13 protein-coding genes are annotated in these 14,416 nt (G+C 66.3%); 6 read left to right on the forward strand and 7 right to left on the reverse strand.

Annotated elements, in window-relative coordinates:
• Window positions 1-13: 13 nt before the first annotated feature.
• From E8E91_RS21650 to E8E91_RS21665, 4 genes are read left to right on the forward strand one after another with little or no spacing between them, the layout of a single operon-like run.
• On the forward strand, window positions 14-1,546 hold the full coding sequence (locus tag E8E91_RS21650) for a TolC family protein (protein ID WP_190834572.1): 1,533 nt from the start codon (window positions 14-16) through the stop codon (window positions 1,544-1,546).
• Window positions 1,530-2,309, forward strand: coding sequence for an efflux RND transporter periplasmic adaptor subunit (locus E8E91_RS21655; RefSeq protein WP_280378681.1), 780 nt, complete (start codon window positions 1,530-1,532; stop codon window positions 2,307-2,309). The genes E8E91_RS21650 and E8E91_RS21655 overlap by 17 nt, the downstream gene beginning before the upstream one ends.
• Entirely contained in the window at window positions 2,302-3,642 is a 1,341-nt protein-coding gene (locus E8E91_RS21660) for an HlyD family secretion protein (RefSeq protein WP_280378683.1), read from the forward strand. Before E8E91_RS21655 ends, E8E91_RS21660 begins: the two co-directional genes overlap by 8 nt.
• Window positions 3,642-5,738, forward strand: coding sequence for an HlyD family efflux transporter periplasmic adaptor subunit (locus E8E91_RS21665; RefSeq protein ID WP_280378685.1), 2,097 nt, complete (start codon window positions 3,642-3,644; stop codon window positions 5,736-5,738). Before E8E91_RS21660 ends, E8E91_RS21665 begins: the two co-directional genes overlap by 1 nt.
• 169 nt (window positions 5,739-5,907) lie before the next feature.
• Here E8E91_RS21665 and E8E91_RS21670 read toward each other — a convergent pair whose 3' ends face one another.
• Together E8E91_RS21670 and E8E91_RS21675 are read right to left on the reverse strand one after the other, a co-directional pair.
• Complete coding sequence (locus E8E91_RS21670) at window positions 5,908-6,666, reverse strand: SDR family oxidoreductase (protein WP_280378687.1); 759 nt, start codon at window positions 6,664-6,666, stop codon at window positions 5,908-5,910.
• A 17-nt stretch (window positions 6,667-6,683) separates the two neighbouring features.
• Complete coding sequence (locus E8E91_RS21675) at window positions 6,684-7,463, reverse strand: SDR family NAD(P)-dependent oxidoreductase (protein WP_280378688.1); 780 nt, start codon at window positions 7,461-7,463, stop codon at window positions 6,684-6,686.
• Window positions 7,464-7,558: 95 nt separating this feature from the next.
• Here E8E91_RS21675 and E8E91_RS21680 point away from each other — a divergent pair, with 95 nt between their 5' ends.
• Window positions 7,559-8,461, forward strand: coding sequence for a LysR family transcriptional regulator (locus E8E91_RS21680; protein ID WP_280378690.1), 903 nt, complete (start codon window positions 7,559-7,561; stop codon window positions 8,459-8,461).
• A 7-nt stretch (window positions 8,462-8,468) separates the two neighbouring features.
• On the opposite strand, the gene E8E91_RS21685 is transcribed toward E8E91_RS21680, so the two are convergent.
• From E8E91_RS21685 to E8E91_RS21700, 4 genes are all read right to left on the reverse strand, one after another.
• The gene (locus tag E8E91_RS21685; protein ID WP_280378692.1) at window positions 8,469-8,558 is read right to left on the reverse strand and encodes a zinc-binding dehydrogenase; all 90 of its coding nucleotides are present in this window, start codon (window positions 8,556-8,558) and stop codon (window positions 8,469-8,471) included.
• Window positions 8,559-8,665: 107 nt separating this feature from the next.
• Window positions 8,666-10,189: an NAD(P)/FAD-dependent oxidoreductase gene (locus E8E91_RS21690; protein WP_280378694.1), complete on the reverse strand. Its 1,524-nt coding sequence runs from the start codon at window positions 10,187-10,189 to the stop codon at window positions 8,666-8,668.
• 138 nt (window positions 10,190-10,327) lie between these two features.
• Complete coding sequence (locus E8E91_RS21695) at window positions 10,328-10,600, reverse strand: hypothetical protein (RefSeq protein ID WP_280378695.1); 273 nt, start codon at window positions 10,598-10,600, stop codon at window positions 10,328-10,330.
• A gap of 101 nt (window positions 10,601-10,701) precedes the next feature.
• A complete protein-coding gene (locus tag E8E91_RS21700; protein ID WP_280378697.1) occupies window positions 10,702-11,904 on the reverse strand; it encodes an NAD(P)/FAD-dependent oxidoreductase in 1,203 nt (400 codons plus the stop codon).
• Window positions 11,905-12,234: 330 nt separating this feature from the next.
• Here E8E91_RS21700 and E8E91_RS21705 point away from each other — a divergent pair, with 330 nt between their 5' ends.
• Window positions 12,235-12,768 carry an Rrf2 family transcriptional regulator gene (locus E8E91_RS21705; protein ID WP_280378699.1) on the forward strand — a complete coding sequence of 178 codons (534 nt, stop codon included), beginning with the start codon at window positions 12,235-12,237 and terminating at the stop codon, window positions 12,766-12,768.
• Window positions 12,769-13,346: 578 nt separating this feature from the next.
• Here the strand turns inward: E8E91_RS21705 and E8E91_RS21710 are convergent.
• On the reverse strand, window positions 13,347-14,399 hold the full coding sequence (locus E8E91_RS21710; RefSeq protein ID WP_280378700.1) for a sigma-54 dependent transcriptional regulator: 1,053 nt from the start codon (window positions 14,397-14,399) through the stop codon (window positions 13,347-13,349).
• Between the last annotated feature and the right edge of the window lie 17 nt (window positions 14,400-14,416).

Raw genomic sequence — 14,416 nt, forward strand, 5'->3', positions numbered from 1 at the left:
TCAAGGACTGACCATGCCAAGAACGCCCCTTACACTCCTCAGCGCCGCCATCGCCTCCAGCCTGCTGCTAGGTGCCTGTTCGGCCATGAAGCCCCACGTCTATACCGAGGAGGAAAGCCGACAGCGCATCGTCCAGGACCAGGCGCAGATGTACGCCGACCAGGAACCGGTAACCGCCCCCATCACCTTCTACGAAGCCGCCGCCCGGGCCCTGAAGTACAACCTGGACTACCGCCTGAAGCTGATGGAAAGCGCCCTCTCCAGCGACCTGCGCGACGTATCCAGCCACGAGATGCTGCCGCGCCTGGTGGCCTCGGCTGGCTATGCCGGACGTAACAACGACTCCGGCGGCACCTCCATCGGCATCGAGGACCGCGAGGAAAGCTTGCGGGCATCCACCTCCGAGGAGCGCTACCGCGAGCTCTACGGCCTGGGCCTCTCCTGGAGCCTGCTGGACTTCGGCGTGGCCTACTACCGTACCCAGCAGAAGAGCGACCAGATCCTCATGGCTGAGGAACGCCGTCGCAAGGTGGCGCAGAACGTCCTGCAGGATGTGCGCAATGCGTACTGGCGTGCCGTAGGCGCCCAACGCCTGATGCCCCAGGTGGACCGTCTGCTGGTGCGCACCCACCGGGCCCTGCTCTCCGCCCAGGAAGCCGAGTCCAAAGGCCTGTTGCCGCGCCAGGAGGTGCTGGCCTACCAGCGCGCCCTGCTGGATTCCATCTACCTGCTCACCGTGCGCCGCCAGGACCTGGAGTTCGCCCAGGCCGAGCTGTCGGCCCTGATGTCGCTGCCGCCGGGCTCGAAACTGGTCCTCGCCGACCAGACCGAACAGCCCCTGCCGGAACTGAAGCAGGACATCAACCGGCTGGAGCAGCTCTCCCTGGAGAACCGCCCGGAGATCATGGAAGAGTGGTACCGCAAGCGGGTCAACGAAAACGACCTGAAGATCGCCAAGGCGCAGCTCTGGCCCAACGTCAGCCTGGACTTCGGCTACAAGTACGACTCCAACAAGTTCCTCTACAACAGCCACTGGACCGAGACCGGGCTGCAGGTGTCGTTGAACCTGCTGCGCCTGTTGCAACTGCCGTCGCTCAACAACGCCACCGAGTCCCAGGCCAAGACTGACGACATGCGCCGCGTGGCGCTGTCCATGGCCATCCTCACCCAGGTGCGCGTCGGCACCCTGCGCTACCAACTGGCGCGCCAGGAAGTGGAGTTCGCCGACCAGAGCCTGCGGGTGGACCAGAGCCTGCTGGACTACGCCCAGGCCGCGCGCAACACCTCCTACGGCTCGGAACTGGAGCTGATCCGCGCCGAAGGCCGCTACCTGCTGTCGCGCTACCAGCGCGAAGCCGCCTACTCCAGTGCCCAGGCCGCCTGGGGCCGGCTGTACAACTCCATCGGCCTGGACATTCTCCCGGAGCAGATCGAGAAGCACGACATCCCGACGCTGGCCCGCGAAATCCAGCGCACCCTGGAAGAGCAACAACGCGCCAAACTCCTCGCCAACCAACAAGGAACACCGCATGTCGTACAACGCTGAGCGCAGTCTGCTCGCACTTTTGCTGTCCCTTGTCCCTTTGCTTCCGCTCCCCGCCGCCTATGCCGAAGACGTACCGGCGGCCAGTCCCCTCGGGGACCCCGGCGCCATTCGCGTGCTGCTCGCGGCGGACCTGGAGACCACCCTCTCCAGCCAGATGAACGGCACCCTCGGCGAACTCAAGGCCTCCCTCGGCCAGCAAGTGGCGAAGAACGCCCTGCTGGCCCAACTCAACTGCGAGGAAGCCCAGGCCCGCGCCAAGGTGGCCGTCGCCGAGCTGACCATGGCCAGGCAGAACCTCGACGCCAAACGCAACCTGCGCAAGCTGGACGCCGTGGGCGACCTGGAAGTCGCCATGGCCAATACCGAAGTGCAGAAAGCCGAAGGCGCACGCTCCCTGGCCCAGGCCCAGAGCGGCTACTGCCAGGTGCAGGCGCCGTTCGCCGGGCGGGTGGCCAAGGTCCACGTGAAGCCGTACCAGACCGTGGCCGCCGGTACGCCGCTGTTCGACCTGGTCAGCGACGGCGCCCTCAAGGTGCGCCTCAACGTGCCCTCCAGCCTGCTGCCCAGGCTCAAGCCGGGCCTGGCGCTGGAAGTGAGCATCCTGGAAACGGGCAAGTCCTATGGCGCCCATATCAGCGCCATCAACTCGCGGGTGGACGCCGTGGCCCAGACCGTGGAACTGGAGGCCCGGCTCGACGCCGAGCACCCGGAACTGATCGCCGGCATGAGCGGCACCGCACACTTCCCGCAAGCCAATGACTGACCGCCTGCCCCATCCGCAGTTGCTGCTGGGACTGGCCGCCCTGCGCGACCGTGCCCTGGCCGCCGATTCGCTGAACGCCCTGGCGTTTTCCATTGCCAACGACCCCTACGCCCTGCTGCGCTACCACCAGGCACTGGTGCTGGCCCAGCGCGGCGAGGAGCTGGAGCTGCTTTGCGTCTCCGGCCTGGCGCGGCCCAGCGAGGATTCGCCCTACCTGGTCTGGCTGCGCCGTGCCAGCCGCTGGCTCGCCGACCAGCTGCCCGATGCGACGCCGCGCTGGCTGGGCCGCGATGCCGTGGAGCCGCCCGAAGACATCGCCGAAGGCTGGGCCGAATGGTGGCCCAGCGGGATCTGGTGCATTCCCCTGCATGACCGCGACGGCAAGCGCCTCGGGCTGGTGCTGTTCCTTCTGGAAGCGCCGCCGGCGGAAACCCTGCTGCCGCTGATGGATGGCCTCTGGCAGACCTGGGCCCATTGCTGGGCGGCCTTCGGTGGCCAGCGCCGCCTGCTGGCCTGGCGGCCCAGCAAGCGCCAGCTGCTGGTGGCACTGGCGGTGGCCGGCGCGCTGATGCTGATTCCGGTCAGGCAGACAGCCCTGGCGCCGGCGGAAATCGTCTCGCGCCAGGCGGAGATCGTCAGTTCCCCCATCGACGGGGTGATCGAACGCATGCAGGTGCGACCGAACCAGCCGGTGGAAGCCGGCACCCTGCTGTTCAGCCTGGACGAAACCACGCTCAAGAGCCGCGCCGAAGTCCTCGGCAAGGAAGTGGCGGTGGCCGACGCCGAACTGATGGCGGCCAGCCAACGCGCCTTCGACAACCCCCAGAGCAAGAGCGAGCTGACCCTGCTCAATGGCCGCGCCCAACAGCGCCGCGCCGAATTGGCGGCGGTGCAGGCGCAATTACAACGCACCCGCGTGCGTTCACCGCGCGCCGGAGTGGCGGTGTTCAGCGACCCCAATGACTGGCTGGGCAAGCCGGTGGTGACCGGGGAGCGCATCCTCCAGGTGGCCGACCCGGCGCAGCCGGCGATGCTGATCCAATTGCCGGTGGCCGATGCCATCGCCCTGGAACCCGGCGCCGAGGTCACCCTGTTCCTCACCGCGTATCCTCTCTCACCGCTCAAGGGCGAGGTGCTGGAAACCAGCTACCAGGCCCGCGCCAACGACGAAGGCGTGGTGGCCTACCGGCTGCTGGCCAGCGTCGAGGGTCAGCCGGAACACGCCCGCCTTGGCCTTCACGGCACTGCCAAGCTCTACGGCGAACGGGTAGTGCTCGGTTACTACCTGCTGCGCCGTCCCTTCGCCGCGCTGCGCGCCTGGACCGGCCTGTGATGATCGATGCCGCCGAGCTCCCGCTGCCAGCCTTGCGGGAAGACCTGCGCCTGCTGGAAACCGCACCAGGTAGCGACGGCGAGCCGGCCTGGGTGATCCAGGACACCGTAGTGAACCGCTTCTATCGCATCGGCTGGCTGGAGTTCGAATGCCTGTTGCGTTGGGAAGGCACGCCGGCGCGGATCTGCCAGGCCATCCAGGAACAGACGCCGCTGCGCCCGGACGTGGAGCAGGTGCTGGAGTTCCGCCAGTTCCTCGACCAGCACCAGCTGTTGCGCCCCAGCCCAGACGCCACGTCGCGCATGGCCAAACGCAGCGAAGGCAATGCCTGGCTGGACTGGCGCTGGTGGCTGCACCACTACCTGTTCTTCCGCGTCCCGCTGCTGCGTCCGCAACGGCACCTGGAACGCCTGGCCGGGCATCTGGACTGGCTGTTCCGGCCGCTGACCGGGGTGCTGGTGGTGGCCCTCGGCGTGCTGGGCGTACTGCTGGTGCTGCAGCAGTGGGACAGCTTCACCACGGCGGTAGTGGAGTCCTTCTCCGCGTCCGGGCTGGTGAGCTTCGCCATGGCACTGATCCTGGCCAAGACGCTCCACGAAATGGGGCATGCCCTGGTGGCCACGCGCCTGGGGCTGCGGGTCGGACACATGGGCATCGCCTTCGTGGTGCTCTGGCCGATGCTCTACACCGACACTGGCGAAAGCTGGAAGCTGCGCACCTCGCGGCAACGCCTGGCCATCGCCTCGGCCGGCATCCTCACCGAACTGGCCCTGGCGGGCCTGGCCACCCTTGGCTGGGCACTGTCGGACCCCGGCCCGCTGCGCAATGCCCTGCTCTACCTGGCCACCACCAGTTGGGTGCTGTCCCTGGCGCTGAATGCCAGCCCTTTCATGCGCTTTGACGGCTACTTCATCCTGTCCGACCTGCTGGACTTTCCCAACCTCCACGAGCGCTCCTCGGCCCTTGCCCGGACCACCTTGCGGCGCGTGGTGCTCGGCCTGGATGAGGAATGGCCGGAATCCTTCAGCCCCGGCAGACGCCGCGCCCTGGTGGCCTTCGCCATGGTCACCTGGGTCTACCGCCTGGTGCTGTTCCTGGGGATCGCCGTGGCGGTCTACCTGCTCTTTTTCAAACTGCTCGGGATACTGCTGTTCGCCGTGGAAATCTCCTGGTTCATCCTCATGCCGGTCTGGCGCGAACTGAAACACTGGTGGGCCAACCGGGCCGCCATCCGCCGTAGCCGCCGCGTGTTCTGGTGGGGCGTGCTGGCCACGCTCCTGCTGCTGCTCGCCGTGCCCTGGCGCAGTCAGATACATGCCCTGGGTGTGGCCCGCGCCGAACACCAGCTGCGGGTCTTCGCGCCCTACCCGGCTCGCCTGCAGGCCATCCATCCCGCCGGCACCGTGGAAGCCGGTGCAACCCTGGTATCGCTGGAAGAGCCGGACATCGCCTCGCGCGTATCCAGCAGCGAAGCCAGCGTGAAGAGCTACGAGGCGCGTCTGGGCGGGCTGATCGCCGACCCCACCGGCGCCGAGCAGGCCCTGGCCACCCGCCAGCGCCTCGGCGTGCAGTTCGAGGAAGCCCGTGCAGCCCGCTCGGAAATCGCCCGCCTCAGGCTCCAGGCACCCTTCGCCGGGCAGTGGCTGGACCTCGACCCGGACTGGCGCCCCGGCCAGTGGGTGCACAGCCGCGAACCCATCGGAATGCTGGTGGACCCGAGCCGCTGGCAAGTGGACGCCTACGTCGACCAGGACGATGTGCAGCGGCTGGTGCAGGACGGCAGCGTGCGCTTCTACCCGGAAGGCCAGCCAGCGCCCATTACCGGCAAAGTGGTGGCCATCGGCAGCACGCGCGTCAGCAAGCTCGAACACCCCATGCTCGCCTCCCGCTTCGGCGGCCCGCTGATGGTCGCCAGCCACGGAAAGGAACTGGTGCCGACGCCGCCGCTGTTCCATGTGCTGGTGCAACTGGACAGCGCCCCGCCCACCCTGCGCGAAACCCGCGGCCACCTGCAGATCGAAGGCAACCGCCGCAGCCTGCTGGCCGAGGGCCTGACCCATCTCGCGGCGGTGGTGCTCAGGGAGAGCGGGTTCTAAGGCTTTGCGTAGGGTGGAGATCGCTCTTCATTTCCATCGCACGACAACCACCGGCAAAAGCGGATGCCAAGGCTTTGTGTAGGAGCGAGCTTGCTCGCGAAAGGCCGGGCCACGAAGGTTCGCGAGCAAGCTCGCTCCTACAAGTGCGGTTAGCTCCGTAAGGTGGAAATCAATTCCCCGCCGAAACACCCCGGTCAATGGCCATATCCGCCCCCGTGATGGAGCGCGCTCCCGCCTGAGAGAGGAAATACACCAATTCGGCCACTTCCTCCGGCTGGATGAAGCAGGCCCGCTCACCCTGCGGATACTTCGCCAGCAGCTCGCGGTAATACCCCTCGGGGTCGCCCCCGCCGTATTGCTCGGCCTGGAACTTGAGCATCGGGGTTTTGATATCGCCGGGCGACACGGCATTGCAGCGCACGCCGAAGGGCGCCAGGTCCAGCGCCAGGGTCTTGGTCAGCAGCGTCACCCCGCCCTTGCTCGCGCAATAGGCCGCTGCGTTCCTGTTGCCCTGGCGGCCGGCATCGCTGGAGATGTTGACGATGCTGCCCTCGGACACTTTCAGATGCGGGATAGCCGCCGAGCACATGAAGAAGGTGGCCTTCAGATTCACATCCAGCACCAGGTCGAAGTCTTCCTCGCTGAAGGTGTCTACCGGGCCTTCACGCCAGACGCCAGCCGCGTTGACCAGCGCGTCCAGCCGGCCGAAGGCGGCTAGCGCTGCACCAACTACCTCGGTGCAGGTCGACGGGCGCCGGATATCGCCGGCCAGGGCGGCGCAAGCCGGATGATCCGCCTGCAGCCGCGTCAGGCCCTCGGCGGAGAGGTCGGTCGCGAAGACCTGCCAACCGCCCTGGATGAATCGCTTGGCCAGCGCCCGGCCAACACCGCCGGCCGCACCCGTGATCAGAACAACAGGACTGCTCATGGTGACGTTCCTCCCGCTCACGGCGCCTTGTTTTCAATCAGGCAGTTGCCGCCGTCCACCACCAACAGTTCGCCGGTGATATAGCTGGCTTCCGGCGATGCGAGGAAGGCCACTGCAGCCGCCACTTCCTCCGGGCGGCCTGCCCGGCCCACCGGCACATAGCTGGCCGCATGGCGTTCCTCCTCCGTGCTGGAGCCGGTGCCGATCCAGCCCGGTGCAACGCTGTTGACGGTGATGCCCTGGCGCGCCACTTCCAGCGCGAGGCCCATGTTCATCCCGACCATGCCGGCCTTGGCGGCGCTGTAAGCGGCTTCCCCCGGATTGCTGCCACGGGTGCCGGTGGTCGAGCTGATCTGCACGATGCGCCCGTAACCCCGTGCCTGCATGCCCGGCAGCACGGCGCGGGTGAGTAGGAAGGCGGTGGTCAGGTTGCGTGCAATGGAAAGATTCCAGGTGGCGAGGTCCATGCCGGCAACCTCGGCAAAGGGTTCGGGGCTGCCCTGCATGGCCATGCCGGCGTTGTTCACCAGGATGTCGATGCGGCCCCAGAGCGATTCGGCCCAAGCGGCAAGCTCGCGAACCTGGGCATCGTCGGTAAGGTCCGCCGCCCTGCCCTCGGCCTCGAAGCCCTCAGCGCGCAGCTCCGCCACCCGCTCGGCGATCCGCGCGCTACTGGCGGTGACCACCAGCTTCACCCCTGCAGCGCCGAGCCTGCGGGCGATGGCCATGCCGATACCCAGTTCGCTGCCGGCCCCGCTGACCAGGGCCACCTGGCCCTGCCAACTCCTGTTCGTCATGTCCTGCTCCTCACGCGTGTTGTCGTTGGAGTGGAAATTAAGTGCACAGGCCTGATAGAAAAAGACGACCGTCATCAGCAAATCTGACAACCGACATGGCCTTCACCAGCGAAACCCTCAAGGTGTTCCTCGCCGTCCTCGAGGCGGGCTCCTTCTCCGCGGCAGCCCGCAAGCTCGGCCGCGTGCCCTCCGCCGTCAGCATGGCGATCTCCCAACTGGAAGCCGAACTGGACCTGGAGCTCTTCGACCGCTCCACCCGCAAGGCCCTGCCCACTGCCGCCGCCCGCGCACTGGAGCCCCAGGCACGACAGGCCGCCAGCCAGTTGAATCTGCTGGACGCCCATGCCCTGCAACTGCACCAGGGCCTTGAGGCACGCCTGGTGCTGGCAATGGCGCCAGAACTCCAGACCGGTGCCTGGAGCCGTCCGCTGGCGATTCTGGCCCGCGAGTTTCCAACCCTGCAGATCGAGGTGCGCTCCGCCTCCCAAGCCGAGGCCGTGCGCATGCTGCATGAAGGTAGCGTGCAGTTGGCACTGGTGTTCGAGCGGCCGGGCATCGATGAGCGCGAAGCCTTCCTGGAGGCCGGCAGCCAATTGCTGACGGCAGTGGCCGCGCCGGGATTTGCCTCCGCAAACGAGTCGGGCGCCTTGGGCGAGGCGCAGATGGCGGATACCCGGCAGATCATCGTCGGCACCGGTGAGCCCACCGCGTCCGACCCGCAGATCGTGCTGTCGCACCGGGTCTGGCTTTCCGACAGCTACCTGGCGACCCTCGATCTGGTCCAGGCCGGTCTGGGCTGGGCCTACCTGCCGCAGCCGCTGGTCCAGCCGTTGCTGGCATCGGGCGCGCTCACCGAAGTCGCCTTCGACAACATGGCCAGCCAGTTGCGGCTGTGGGTGGACATCATCTGGATCAAGAATCGCCCTCTCGGACTCGGCGCCGCGCGCTACCTGGAGCTGATGCGCGCGCAACTCGACGCCGAACCCCGCAGGGCCTGAACCGTCTTCAAAGCGTCACCACGATCTTGCCGAACTGCTGGTTCGACTCCAGGTAACGATGGGCCTCGGCCATCTGTTCGAAGGCCGCGAGCCGCACCGCGCTCCGATGGAGTACGTAGGGTGCGCCGTGCGCACAGACGGTTTGTATCGACGCCGAGGCCGAGCCCGGAATCGGTGCGCTCGGCGCGCCCTGCGGATTCCTGCTCAGCCCAGCACTTCTCCAACCGTCGCGGGTGATTCCACCTGCTGCGCCGCCGGCCCGGTAGAGAACCGCAGACAGGCGTCGTCCACCGGCCCCTTGCGCAACAGCTTCACGTCATTGAAGTAGTCCATGGACATGACCCAGGGCATGCCCGGGCCCTGGCGTGGCAGGTTGGCCAGCACACGCTGCACGTAACCGGCGCCGAAATCCAGCAGCGGCCGGGTCGGCATGCCAGCCGGGGCCTGTGGTTCGCAGACGCTGACGCCCTGCTCTTCCATATGGCCCAGCAGGCGGCAGAAGTGCTCGCAGAGCAGGCTCACCTTGAGGGTCCAGGAGGCATTGGTGTAGCCCACCGCGAAGGCGAAGTTGGGGATGCCGGAGAGCATCATGCCCTTGTAGGCCACGGTCTCGTTCCAGGCGATGGGCTGGCCATCCCGCGACAGCTGCACGCCGCCGAACACCTGCACGTTGAGCCCGGTGGCGGTGATGACGATGTCCGCTTCCAGCACGACGCCGGACTTCAGCCTTACGCCCTGCTCGGTGAAGCTGTCGATATGGTCGGTGACGATGGACGCCTTGCCGCTGCGCAGTGCCTTGAACAGGTCGCTGTCGGGCACCACGCACAGACGCTGGTCCCAGGGGTTGTAGGGCGGATTGAAGTGCACATCCACCGGATAGCCCTTGGGCAGCGCGCGTTTGTTGACGAAGCGGATGATGCGCCGCGCAGCGTTGGGGAAGCGCTGGCAGAAGCGCCACAGGCCCAGCGCCACCTTGGCGTTCTTGTAGCGCACCAGGGCGTAGGCGGTCTTTTCCGGCAGCACTTTGCGCAGCAGCAGAGCGATCGGGTCCTTCGCTGGTAGCGGGATCACGTAGCTCGGGGTGCGTTGCAGCATGGTCACGTGGGCCGCCTTGTCAGCCATGGCCGGCACCAGCGTCACCGCCGTGGCGCCGCTGCCGATCACCAGTACCCGCTTGCCGCTGTAGTCGAGGTTTTCCGGCCAGTGCTGCGGGTGGATCAGCTGCCCACGGAAGCGTTCGACACCCTCGAAATTCGGGGTGAAGCCCTGGTCATAGCGGTAGTAGCCGCCAGCGGAAAACAGCCAGCGGCAAGGCACCACGCTGCGCTGGCCGCTGGCCGCGTCTTCCACCAGCACTTCCCAGCAGGCCCGTTCGCTGCACCAATCCGCCGACACCACGCGCTGGCCGTAGCGGATGTGCCGCTCGATCTGGTGCTCGACCACGGTTTCCCGCAGGTAGCTCATGATCGCGCTGGCATCGGCAATGGCCTTCTCGTCCTTCCAGGGCTTGAACTCGAAGCCGAAGGTGTAGAGGTCGGAGTCGGAACGGATGCCGGGATAGCGGAACAGGTCCCAGGTGCCGCCCAGGCTGTCGCGCGCCTCCAGTACCTGGAAGCTCCTGCCAGGCTGGTCGCGCTTCAGGTAACAGGCGGCGCCGATGCCGGACAGGCCGGCACCGACGATCAGTACGTCGAGGATGCCCTGGGACGGGTTCGATTGGGCGGTCATGGCGGTTCCTTGTGCTTGTTGTTCGGACCACGGCTGACGAAGCCATGCTAGAGGCTAGAGCTGGACTATGGTTCCAACAAGCCGCTTTCCGCACTATCCAAAAGCATGGAATCGCGAAGGTCGCCCCTCACGGGACCGTTACTGGAATGCAGGCGCCTTCGGCAGCCCGCATTGGGTCGGTGCCGGTGACACGAACTCGATGCCTGTCAGCCATCCGCTGGCCATGATCGACGCGAACATCCCGGACACCGGTTCGGAACACGGGTCGATGGCGAGGTGCAGGCGCCAGGAGCTGACATCGGGCGATATCGACTGGAGGGTCCAGGCGACGCCGGGCAGGCACTGGTTGATGATCTGTTCGATGGCGGCAGCAGCCAGGGGGCGGGTGGAAATCATGACCGTCAGGCTCATGGCAGGCTCCGGGCATGGAAATCGGGGCCTGGAGCCACCCGTCACAGGACGGGCGCCCCAGGCGATGGGCTAGCGCCGGCGATTGGCTGGCGACTGGGGTATCAGGCGACGACTGGGATCATCGGGTCGGCAGCAGCCAGTGCGGTGGCACGATCAGCCGCCGGCGGGTAGATCCACACGGAGTTGATCTGCTGCTTGATGGACTTGCCTTCCTGACGCTCGAACTTGATCTGGCGATCCCAGCCTTCGGTGAACACGGCACCCCAGGCACCGAGGTCCAGGCAGGTGACGTACTTCGGCTGGCTGTAGGGGATCGGCGTCACGCCCAGCAGGCTGGCGGCCACGTTGTTGCCGGCGGAACGGCCCAGTGCAATCGCATGCTGACAGGACATCAGCGCATGGTTGCCCTGGTCGTCGCATGCCACGCGGGCGACGTCGCCAGTGGCGAATACACCGTGATGCCCATGCACCTGCAGATTGGCGTCAACGTGAAGGCGACCCTGGCCGTCACGCTCGGCCGGAACCTGCTCGGTGAGCGGGTTGGCGCGTACGCCGACGGTCCAGACCACGGTGTCCGCCTCGATACGTTCGCCGTTGGACAGGGTCACGCCGGCGGCATCCACCGAAGCCACGCCGCTGTTCAGGCACCATTCGATACCCAGTTCGGCAGACGCCTCGGCAATGGCGGCACGCGGCCCCTCGCCCAGTGCAGCACCGATCTGGTGACCACGGTCGACCACGATCACCCGCACATCGGCGTCTTCGCCCAGCACGGCACGCAGGCGAGCCGGCATTTCAGCGGCGGTTTCGATACCGGTGAAGCCGCCACCGGCCACGACCACGGTGTTGCGGCTGGCCGATGCGGGACGCTCCGCCAGGGCGTTGAGGTGGCGCTCCAGGCGCACGGCTTCTTCGAGATTGTCTACGTCGAAGGCGTGCTCGACACCGGCCATCGCCGGGCGTACTACCTGGCTGCCGGAGGCCAGTACCAGGCGGTCGTAGGCCAGTTCGGCGAACTCGCCTGCGGCATCGCGATAGCCAACGCGCTTGCCCTCGACGTCGATGCGCTCGGCAAAGCCCTGGACGAAGGTCACGCCCACGGCGTCGAACAGGTCGCCCAGCGGCGCCACCATCTTGTGCACCTCGGGTTCGTAGAAGCGCGGACGCACGCGCAACTCGGCCTGGGGTGCGAGCACCACCACTTCGACGTCGTTGCGGCCATGCTGGTCGAGCAGGCGAGTCGCGCTCAGGGCGCTCCACATACCACCGAAGCCGGCGCCGACGATCAGGATGCGTTGTTTCATAGTTCTCTCCACAAGGCGAAAAGCGAGGTTGTTCCGGGCGGATACACCCGACAGTCATAGGCCGGGGTGTGAGGTCATCGCCTCCAATCACACCGGATAACTACGACTGTATTTGTCGTAGTTAATTTCAGCAAGCATTTTTCCTTGCCGGGTCATGCCGCTCGTCGCCATCATTTCCCTCAAGCCGCGACAAATATGGGCGTCAAGGCTTCAATCCTTTAGCATTGAGGCGTCTGAAGTGAAGGAAGGCTTCCACTGCGAAGCTGGAAACACGGGAAATGCAATAGAGAACGGCCGCCAAAATGGCGACCACACTAGTCGGAGTTAAAGATGGCGTTGTACAGCGCGGGCGTGGAGTACGGAATCCACTGCCTCCTCTATCTCGCAGATGAGAAAGGCAATGGCCGAGAAGCCAGCGTGCGCGCCCTGGCCGAATTGCAGGGCGTGCCGCCGGAACTGCTGGCCAAGGTGTTCACCCGCCTGGCCAAGGCGGGCCTGGTGGCAGCCACCGAAGGCGTGCGCGGCGGTTTCCGCCTGGCGCGGCCGGCAGACGAGATCACGGTGCTGGACATCGTCCGTGCCATCGACGGCGACAAGCAGATTTTCGAATGCCGGGGTGTACGCGAGCGCTGCGCGATCTTCGGGACTGATTGCCCCGCACCGGACTGGGCCATTGCCGACCCCTGCTCTATCCATGCGGTGATGCTGCAAGCGCAAAAACGCATGGAAGAAGCCCTCGCCCAGCAGACCATTCTCGACCTGGTGCGCCGCGTCGCACGCAAGGCCCCGCCCGAGTTCGGCGAACAGGTGCTGCGCTGGATGAACGACCGCCACGAAGGCAAGACGGAAGTCGGGCCGCTCTGAGCCCGACCGACGGACCAGATCGTAGGATGGGTAGAGGAACGAAACCCATCACCTGGGAACGGAACCCCGCTGCGTTGGGCTTCGCTGCGCTCTGACCAACCTACAGGAGGCCTACGGCCTCCATCGCGAATGAATTCGCCCCCACAGCAGGCGCCAAGCCCTCGGCCATCGTAGGTTGTGGCTGAGGTCACGAAGCCCAACGTGCGAAGTCGAACCCCGCTGCGTTGGGCTTCGCTGCGCTCTGACCAACCTATGGGAGGCCTACGGCCTCCATCGCGAATGAATTCGCCCCCACAGCAGGCGCCAAGCCCTCGGCCATCGTAGGTTGTGGCTGAGGTCACGAAGCCCAACGTGCGAAGTCGACCCCCGCTGTGTTGGGCTTCGCTGCGCTCTGACCAACCTACGGGAGGCCCCGGTCTGGATCGGCGCAAAACCTGTGGGGGCGATTTCAATCGCCAAGCGGACCGCAGGTTCGCCCTTCGCGCTCGCACAGGGCAGCTCCGCTGCCCTTGGCGAATGAATTCGCCCCTACAGCAGGCGTAGCCTCCTGGGCCGCCGCCACTTGCGTCGGGAAATTTTCACCCCAACTCGCCAATCTTCTCCAGCCGCGCCCGCACGATGTTGCGGCTGATGCCGAGCAGCCTACCCGTCTGCAGCTGGTTGCCGTGGCAGAAGCGATAGGCCGAACGGAAGATGGTCTCCTCGATGTGCTCGTAGAGATTCGGCAGGTTCTTCTCGAACAACTGATTGAGCACCGCATCCAGGTCAGCCGGATTGTGTGCGGCCGGCAGGCTGGGGAGCCGTTCTTCGTGACGGATCGCCTGGGTGCGCATGTCGACAAGGTGCAGGTCGTTGGGCTGGACCACCTCGTTGCGGCACACCAGCAGCGCGTGGTGGATGGCGTTCTCCAGTTCGCGGATGTTGCCCGGCCAGCTGTGGCCGAGCAGCACGCGCTCGGCGTCTAGGCTGAGGGTGGCGCGGTTGTAGCCCAGGCGCTGGCAATGCTCCTGGATAAAGAATTCGGCCAGGGGCAGGATATCGCCCGGGCGCTCCCGCAGCGGCGGCAAGCGCAGCGTCGCCACGTGCAGGCGATAGAACAGGTCCTCGCGGAAATGCCCGGCCACCACGGCGTCGGCCAGGTTGACGTTGGTCGCCGCGATGACTCGCACATTGATGGGCACTGGCGTGCGCGAGCCCAGGCGTACCACCTCGCGCTCCTGCAGCACCCGCAGCAACTTCACCTGCATGGCCAACGGCAGGTCGCCGATCTCGTCGAGGAACAGCGTTCCGCCATTGGCTGCTTCGAACCAGCCCGCCTTGTTCGCCGTGGCGCCGGTGAAGGCGCCCTTCTCGTGCCCGAACAGCTCGCTCTCCACCAGGGTTTCGGGGAATGCGCCGCAGTTGACCGCCACAAAGGGCTCCTTGCTGCGTCGGCTGAGGTGGTGGATATGGCGTGCGACCAGTTCCTTGCCGGTTCCGGTCTCGCCGATGATCAGCGCATTAGCCTCGCTGGGCGCCACCCGCTCGATCCGGCTGAGCAATTCCTGCGAGCGCGGGTCCTTGAAGACCAGCACGGTCGCACGGACCGACTTGGTCAGTTCACGGGCATTGGGGTGAGTGAGCAGTGACATCTCGAATTCCTTGCTTT

Origin of the sequence: Pseudomonas sp. BN515 (genome assembly GCF_029873155.1) — a bacterium.
Taxonomy (GTDB): domain Bacteria; phylum Pseudomonadota; class Gammaproteobacteria; order Pseudomonadales; family Pseudomonadaceae; genus Metapseudomonas.

What these genes read in the sequence shown, in the direction of transcription:
- E8E91_RS21650 (WP_190834572.1), top strand. Translation starts at nt 14, where the DNA reads ATGCCAAGAACGCCCCTTACACTCCTCAGCGCCGCCATCGCCTCCAGC.
- E8E91_RS21655 (WP_280378681.1), top strand. Translation starts at nt 1,530, where the DNA reads ATGTCGTACAACGCTGAGCGCAGTCTGCTCGCACTTTTGCTGTCCCTT.
- E8E91_RS21660 (WP_280378683.1), top strand. Translation starts at nt 2,302, where the DNA reads ATGACTGACCGCCTGCCCCATCCGCAGTTGCTGCTGGGACTGGCCGCC.
- E8E91_RS21665 (WP_280378685.1), top strand. Translation starts at nt 3,642, where the DNA reads ATGATCGATGCCGCCGAGCTCCCGCTGCCAGCCTTGCGGGAAGACCTG.
- E8E91_RS21670 (WP_280378687.1), bottom strand. Translation starts at nt 6,666, where the DNA reads ATGAGCAGTCCTGTTGTTCTGATCACGGGTGCGGCCGGCGGTGTTGGC.
- E8E91_RS21675 (WP_280378688.1), bottom strand. Translation starts at nt 7,463, where the DNA reads ATGACGAACAGGAGTTGGCAGGGCCAGGTGGCCCTGGTCAGCGGGGCC.
- E8E91_RS21680 (WP_280378690.1), top strand. Translation starts at nt 7,559, where the DNA reads ATGGCCTTCACCAGCGAAACCCTCAAGGTGTTCCTCGCCGTCCTCGAG.
- E8E91_RS21690 (WP_280378694.1), bottom strand. Translation starts at nt 10,189, where the DNA reads ATGACCGCCCAATCGAACCCGTCCCAGGGCATCCTCGACGTACTGATC.
- E8E91_RS21695 (WP_280378695.1), bottom strand. Translation starts at nt 10,600, where the DNA reads ATGAGCCTGACGGTCATGATTTCCACCCGCCCCCTGGCTGCTGCCGCC.
- E8E91_RS21700 (WP_280378697.1), bottom strand. Translation starts at nt 11,904, where the DNA reads ATGAAACAACGCATCCTGATCGTCGGCGCCGGCTTCGGTGGTATGTGG.
- E8E91_RS21705 (WP_280378699.1), top strand. Translation starts at nt 12,235, where the DNA reads ATGGCGTTGTACAGCGCGGGCGTGGAGTACGGAATCCACTGCCTCCTC.
- E8E91_RS21710 (WP_280378700.1), bottom strand. Translation starts at nt 14,399, where the DNA reads ATGTCACTGCTCACTCACCCCAATGCCCGTGAACTGACCAAGTCGGTC.